Source organism: Streptomyces sp. NPDC040432 (assembly GCF_055595445.1).
Genome location: NZ_JBVIVP010000052.1, coordinates 1 through 6,916, shown reverse-complemented (window position 1 = coordinate 6,916; position 6,916 = coordinate 1). Strand labels below are relative to the sequence as shown.

Genomic DNA, 6,916 nt, shown 5'->3' with positions numbered 1-6,916 from the left:
ATGAACTCCCGCTACGGCAGCCCCGTCGGCGCCTGGAACTTCTGGCAGACCCACCACTGGTACTGACCCACCAGCGGAACCCAACAGACACACACACGAACGCCCGGCCGGGACACCCCCGCCGGGCGCTTTCGCGTCCCGTGAGCAAGTCGCCTCCGCCGGGTCATGGAAGGGGTCCCACCCTGGAGGGGCTTCCCCTGCCCGGACGCCACTGCCTGCGAGCGTGACGCGGGGACGCCCGGGACGCCCAGGAGGGCTCGTGATCGGGCCAGGCCCCTGGGCGCGGACGCGGCTCGGGCAGGATGAGACCTGTGATGGCCGGAGAAGAACGTGTGGAACTGCTGAGGCGTGCCGGGCTGGAAGTGGTGGGGAGCCTGGGCATCGAGGAGGTGCTCCCGGTGCCGGCCGCTCGGCGCCTGATTCTGGGGGGCTTGCGCGAGCCGTCGGTGTCGCTGTGTGCAGATCGGCCGGACGTGATGGCCGAATTCAACGCGCAGTGGCACCGGCACGCGGTCCAACACGGGGTGATCGGTGAGGACGGAATCTTCCTGATCGACGTCGACGACAGCTCGACGAACCGCATGCCCAGGTCCTGGACCCGCGTCCGACTCACCGATCACCGGGACCTCGTCAGAGTTCTGGCCGAACGACTGGGAGAGCCCGCGTTCGTTGCGCTCTCGATGGACGGGAACACCCTCCTGGCAACGGCACTTGCCGACGACGAGCTCCAACTCACCGTCATCGACCGCATCGAGGAGCGGCTGGAAGCCTCCGCGCGAACCGCGGCTCGGGAAACCGAGACGGACCGGACCAACGCATGGGAGTCCCTCCTCCAGGAGCCACTCCCCCCGGAGCGGATCCGTGAGTCGTGGGCGCATGGCCTGCTGCTCAACCCGTCCACACCCGAGGGGATGCGAGGCGGCCTGGTGGGCCCGGCGCGCCACGCCCTACGGAATCCCATGCCCGCGGCGGTGATCGAGGCGGCCCTGACCCACCCGGAATGGAAGGTTCGAGTGCTGTTGGCCGAGGCACAGCCGAACATGACGCCGGACCAGTGGAGCCGGCTGATCCTCGGTGAAGAGAACGCCCGGCGCCGATGGATGCTGACCATGCTCGCGGCACAGCGAGGCGCCACTCTCACCGACACGGCATATGAGCAGCTCGCCGGAGACCCCTCCAGCAGAGTCCGCGAAGAGACCGCCCACCTGCCCGGCATACCTGCCCAACCCGCCGTCGCTCTGGCCACCGACCCCAGCCAGGACGTGCGAGCCGCCGCCTGCCGGAGTGCCTGGCCCGACCTCGACGGCCGAACGAGAAATGCCCTCCTCGGTGACCCCGCCGGCAAGGTCCGCGTCGCGGCGCTTCTCCGACACCACGAGGACCACCCCGTGTCTCGCGTGGTCTTCGACTCCGAGGGGCTCGGCGACCAAGCTGCCGGAACCTGTCGGCTGGAGCGTGACCTCGCCGAACACCTGATCCGGCACGGGGATCCGACCCAGCGCCGACGTCTCGCCGGCAACCCTCGTCTCGACTCGGACGTGGTCGAGACCCTTGCCGCCGACCCCGACGAGAACGTGCGCTCCGTGGCGGCGACCCACCCGGCCCTCACCGAGGAACGGCGCGCAGCCATCGGCCACGGCTTCGATCCGGGAACCCACCACTCCCCGCTCGCGTGGGTCACCGCACTGCACGGGAGCGCGGACGCCATGCGCCTCCTCGCAGCCTCCGCCCACCCCCTCATTCGCAGGAGCGTCGCCAGAGCCGGCCACCTCCCCCCGGAGGTCGTGGCGGCCCTCGCCGCGGACGAGGACCCTGTCGTCCAGCTCTTCCTGGCGGAGTCCTGCGAGGACGCACCGGCAGACATGCTTCTGAGGGTGTGGCTTTGGTGGACCGGAAGCCTCAGCTCTCCCAACCGCCCCCGTAGTCACCGGAACTTCCCCCGCCACGACCTTCTCCGGTACGCGGACGATCCGAACCCCCGCCTGCGCCAACTGGCCCTCGACGATCCCGAATCGACAGCCGACCTCGTGGAGCGGTTCAGCCGCGACACCAGTTCGGAGGTACGCCGGCGCGCCGCAGCAGATCCACGACTGACGGCCACCTCGGCGGTCCGCCTCCTCGACGACGCGCACTCCGACGTGTGCCACGCAGCTGTGGGGCACCCGCGGCTTCCCGCGCGTGTACTCGTCCGGCTGCTTCGCGATCCGGACACCGCGCAGGCTGCTGCTCAGCACCCGGCAGTGCCGGTCCCTGTCATGGAGTGGATGCTCCGGTCCCTCCAGCCCCTGCCGACCACCCGGCCGACGGCCTAGGGCCGGTCGTCAAACTCCCGTCTGCCTTGCGGTGTCCGGCACGCACTCCCGCCGCACCGGGCGAAAGCCCGAGTACGTCCAGTACGCGGGCTTCCGCCCGGCACACCGGGAGCACGCACCGGACACCGCAAGGCCGCCCTCCGGGCGACGACGGGACTTTGACGACCGGCCCTAGGGACGTCGGGTCGGAGCACCCGCTCGGCACGCGGTTGTGGGGCCGCGCCGACCGGGGTACGGAGTTCCCGCCGGGGCCACAGCCGGCCACCGGTAGGGCTCATCCGGCGAAGTCGCGGATGACGCGGCGCGCCAAGGTGGCGGCGGCCGGCCCCAACTCGGCGGCGACGGCCGCCTCGCGCGCGCCGTCGCACACGACCACCGGCGGATACGGGTCGGACGTGGCCACCACTCGGCGCCGCAGATGGGTCGGCGGGTGGGTGGAGTCGACGCTGTGCCCACGCAGGGCCGCAGCCCGGCGCAGCCGCTCGTACTCCCGTTCCGGAACCGCAGCGAATCGTTCGGCCAGCCGGGACCACAGTCCGTGCTCGGCAGCGTCCCGGGCCTCGCGTCCGCCGCGGCCACCGATCCGGTTGGCGGTGATCGACTCCCGTCGCATCCCCTCCTCGACGGCATCGGCCACCAACAGCCGGTCGAGCAGGGCGACGGCCGCTTCGGAGGATCCGACCCGGGCGGCACTCGTGTCGGCCAGGTACTCGGCCCGCTGCGAGGCCCGCAGGGTGAGGGTGTCGAGCAGCCGCAGCAGCCCGTACACCGCGCACCGCGGCAGGAAGGTGAACGCGTTGACGAACCGGTCCAACAGTCCTTCGGGGTCCGTGGGCTCCAGGATGTAGTACCAGACGGTCAGGGCGTGCAACGCTCCCCCGGTGACCCGGCCCCGACGGAGGTCGCCGTGGGCGAAGTGGCCCAACTCGTGGCCGAGCAGCGCCACTCGTTCCTGCGGGGTGAGGATCTCCCAGAGGGCGAGCCCGAGGAGGAGTACGCGTCGCTGTCGGAGGCCGTGAGTGGTCACGGCGGCGTTCGCGGTCGGCTCGACCACCACCGTGTGGACGCCGACCGTGCCGACCGCCGCGGCCACCTCGTCGATCAGCCCGAACAGCTGCGGCGCGTCCTGCCGGTGGAGCACCGGCCCGTCCTTGGGCAAGCGCCGCGGACGGGGCCGCAGGACCGCCGCCAGGCCGAGCAGCAGGGCGCCGATCGCCGGTTGCGGCCCCTCGTCCCAACCCTTCGACACCAGCAGCACGCCTACCACCACGAGCAACGCGGTGAATCCGTGGATGAGCAGGGAGAGCGCGAAGGCCAGTACCGATACGGCTTCCCGACCCGGGGGCGGTCCGGTTCCGGCTCCTCGTTGCAGGTCCGCCGCCAGCTTCTCCCCGTGCTGGTGGACGAGGCGCCGGCGCACGGCCGCGATCCGCCCGGGCTCCGGATCGGGCGCACTGGGATCCACGTTCCAGTCGCAGGCGGCGCACCACTCCACGTACTTCTCGTCCACCGGCACCGGTGCCGCGCATGCGGGACATTCCCGGGTCGCAGGTCCGGCCGGTCTGGCCGGCGCCTCTCCGCTGTTCATTGCTGTGCTTCCCCTCCCTGCCCGGGCTCCTGCGCCCGGGGTCTCCGGAAGGATAGGAGGGGGTCGGAAGGCCCGAACTCGCGGGCCGGCCATCACGTCACCCCGCTCGTTCGGCTGGTCCCCCGGGCGGCGCCGGCCGGACTCCCCCACCTCGTCGCGGGTGTTCGGTCGCCACCCGCACGACATCGGTCGGCATGCCCGGGTGGTGCTGCGGCTTCTTTAAGTCGCCCTATTTCAGGACTATTTGGCTGCAAGCGCCAGGTCTCTGAGGGGGGTGCTAACGCCGTTAGCACCCTGCCGAGGTGCTAACGGCGTTAGCACCGGAGTAGCAACTGCCGTAGAAAGTTAGCAAAACGCTTCTATTGGATCACCGACATCCGCCTTCACGGCAGTATGCTGCCGTGCATGTCATCTCCGAACTCGGGAGCTGAGCGGGAGAAGCTCGCCTCCAAGCTGCCCGCCCACCTCCAGCAGGCACTCAAGGTCCGTGCGGCACAGCTGCAGACCGATATGCAGGACGCGGTCGCCTCCGGCATCCAGGCCTGGCGGGACTGCCGCGACGAGCTCCCCGCGGTCAACACGGCCGGCGCCGACTCCTTCGGCACCTACCTCCCCGAGGGCCTCTACGAGGACTTCAAGACCGACTGCCGGGAACGAGGCGTCTCCTACATCCAGGGCCTCGCCCAGTCCGTCGTCCTTTGGCTGGCCGACAACCCGGCCGAAGCACAGCGGACCACCCGGCGGATCATCGTCTGCAACCAGAAGGGCGGCGTCGGCAAGACAGCCGTGTCCGCCGGCCTGGCCCAGGCCCTCGCCGAGGACCCCACCGCAGTGGGTGCCGCAGCCTCCGCAGCGGTCGGGGGCCTGCGGGTCCTCCTCGTCGACTACGACCCCCAGGGCCACCTCACCCACCAGTTGGGCCTCACCGCCATCCCCGCCGGCGAAGAAAGCCTCATCACCCACATGCTGCACCGGGAGCAGGCCAAGCAGTCACTGCTCGACCTCACCGTTGCCATAGGGGGCGACCGCTTCGCCGACCGCCTGCGGATCCTGCCCGCCGCGTTCGACGCGTTCCTCCTCGACTCGGGACTGACCGTTTTCCGAGGTCCGCGCGAAGCCGCGCTGGAGCGGGCTCTGGCCCCTCTTGAGGAGCACTTCGACGTCATCGTCGTCGACTCGCCCCCCAGCCTCGGTCTCGCCATGGACGCCGCCCTCAACTACGGCCGTCAGCGTGACGGGGAGAAGCCCGGCTCTTCCGGACTCGTCATCCCCGTGGAAGCCGAGGACACCTCGGCCCAGGCGTACGGCATGCTCATCCAGCAGATCGACTCCCTCTCCCGCGACTTCGACATCGAGATCGAGCAGCTCGGTCTGGTCGTCAACAAGTTCGACAGCCGCCGCGGCTACATCGCGACGTCCTCCCTGGACAAGTGGAAGTCCCTCGGTACTCCCCCGGTCCTGGCCGTCGTCCCCGACGTCAAGGAGCAGCGCGAAGCCGTACGCAAGCAGCGCCCGCTCCTCGACTACGCACCCGACTGCGAACAGTCCCACCAGATGAGGCAGATCGCCCGCGGGGTGAAGACCGCATGAGCAAGGCAGACATGCTCGGCGACTCCCCCACCTTCAACGCGGTCGCCCAACCCATGAGCAGCCGCGCGGCATCCTTCGCACGGTTCGCCGGCCAGGATTCTCCCTCCACCGACCAGGCTCCGACCATGGCCGCCGGGACGCTCCGCGTGCCGCTGGAAGCCCTCGCGCACAACCCCTACAACCCGCGCGAGGAACTCAAGTCGGTCGAGGACCTGGCTGACAGCCTGACGTCCCGAGGAGTCATCCAGCCCCTCGCCGCCGTCACCCGGCACGCCTTCCTGGCCGCACACCCCGGCCACGAAGCACAGATCGGCCAGGCCGCGTACATCGTCGTCGACGGCAACCGACGCCTGGCCGCCGCGAACCTCGCCGGTCTCGACGACCTTCCCGTCCACGTCGACGACACCCTCGCGCAGGACGCCGACACCCTTCTTGAGACGGCCCTCATCGCAGCCGTCCAACACGAGAACCTCGACCCTCTGGACGAAGCGAAGGCCCTCCAGCGCCTCGTCGACGTCCACGGATCTCAGCGAGCCGTTGCGCGTGCCCTGGGCAAGTCGAGCCCCTGGGTCACCCAACGCATCGCCCTGCTCAAGCTCACGCCAGAACTTCAGTCGGCCGTCGAGGACCGAACCCTTCCGGTGGAGATCGCTCGCAACGTCGGCCAGCTTCCCGAGCAGCAGCAAAAGAGTGCCGCCGAGGAAGCCCTCGCCAAGCGTGCCGCCGCCAAGCGACGCAGGCAGAGCAACCCGGGTACGGAGACCGTCGCGCCCGCCGAAGCTCCTCGGGGTGCTAACGCCGTTAGCACCCCGCCGGCCCCGGCTCCGGCACCCCCGGCGGTCGTGGCTCCGGCGGCCCCGGCGGCCCCGGCGGTCGTGGCTCCGGCCCCGGCCCTGGTCGAAGCCGAGCTCCCTGCGAACGAAGCAGCCGAGCACGGTGGGTTCTCGACGCCGGAGGCCGTCCCCTTCCTCGTGGACCTTCGATCTGTTCCCCGCCTCCCGTGGGATGACGGCATCAAGGTCGCCGAGATGATCCTCGAAAGGATGGACGCCGCACAGCGTGAGCTGCTCCTGGAGCGGCTCCTGGCCGCACACGGCGAGGAGTAGCCACGCAGCTCGCACCTGATTGAGCCCGTCCGGAATTCCGGACGGGCTCAATCACGTTTCGGACCCAGGGGGTGCTAACGGCGTTAGCACCCCCTCAGCCACGCCGACAGCCATGACGGCGAGGAAACGGTGACGACAGTGGCAGGAGCGACGACCACGACCATCCGGACCGCGCGTGCAGGCGGGGGAGTGGCCATGGCCAATGGCCCGTCCTCTTTCCGGCTGGGGCCTGTCTGACGATCCGTGTCGGATCAGCGGGCGTCCACCGAGCCGGCAGTCCGGAGGTGCTCCGACCGTCTGGCGGGAATTGCCGAGCAGGA

At 70.3% G+C, this 6,916-nt stretch carries 4 protein-coding genes; 3 read left to right on the top strand and 1 reads right to left on the bottom strand.

Features of this window, described 5'->3' with window-relative positions; translation table 11 throughout:
• Nucleotides 1–314 precede the first annotated feature (314 nt).
• On the top strand, nt 315–2,312 hold the full coding sequence (locus ACZ58N_RS38660) for a PE-PGRS family protein (protein WP_471170302.1): 1,998 nt from the start codon (nt 315–317) through the stop codon (nt 2,310–2,312).
• 274 nt (nt 2,313–2,586) lie between these two features.
• Here ACZ58N_RS38660 and ACZ58N_RS38655 read toward each other — a convergent pair whose 3' ends face one another.
• Nucleotides 2,587–3,822, bottom strand: a complete 1,236-nt coding sequence (locus tag ACZ58N_RS38655; protein ID WP_471170299.1) for a M48 family metallopeptidase — start codon at nt 3,820–3,822, stop codon at nt 2,587–2,589.
• Nucleotides 3,823–4,305: 483 nt separating this feature from the next.
• On the opposite strand from ACZ58N_RS38655, the gene ACZ58N_RS38650 reads away from it, so the two are divergent.
• Entirely contained in the window at nt 4,306–5,490 is a 1,185-nt protein-coding gene (locus ACZ58N_RS38650) for a ParA family protein (RefSeq protein WP_471170296.1), read from the top strand.
• Nucleotides 5,487–6,596 (top strand): ParB/RepB/Spo0J family partition protein, encoded by a 1,110-nt coding sequence (locus ACZ58N_RS38645; RefSeq protein WP_471170293.1) that lies wholly within the window; start codon nt 5,487–5,489, stop codon nt 6,594–6,596. The genes ACZ58N_RS38650 and ACZ58N_RS38645 overlap by 4 nt, the downstream gene beginning before the upstream one ends.
• Nucleotides 6,597–6,916 lie beyond the last annotated feature (320 nt).

Excerpts from the sequence above, each read along its gene's own strand:
- ACZ58N_RS38660 (WP_471170302.1), top strand. The coding sequence starts at position 315 with ATGGCCGGAGAAGAACGTGTGGAACTGCTGAGGCGTGCCGGGCTGGAA.
- ACZ58N_RS38650 (WP_471170296.1), top strand. The coding sequence starts at position 4,306 with ATGTCATCTCCGAACTCGGGAGCTGAGCGGGAGAAGCTCGCCTCCAAG.
- ACZ58N_RS38645 (WP_471170293.1), top strand. The coding sequence starts at position 5,487 with ATGAGCAAGGCAGACATGCTCGGCGACTCCCCCACCTTCAACGCGGTC.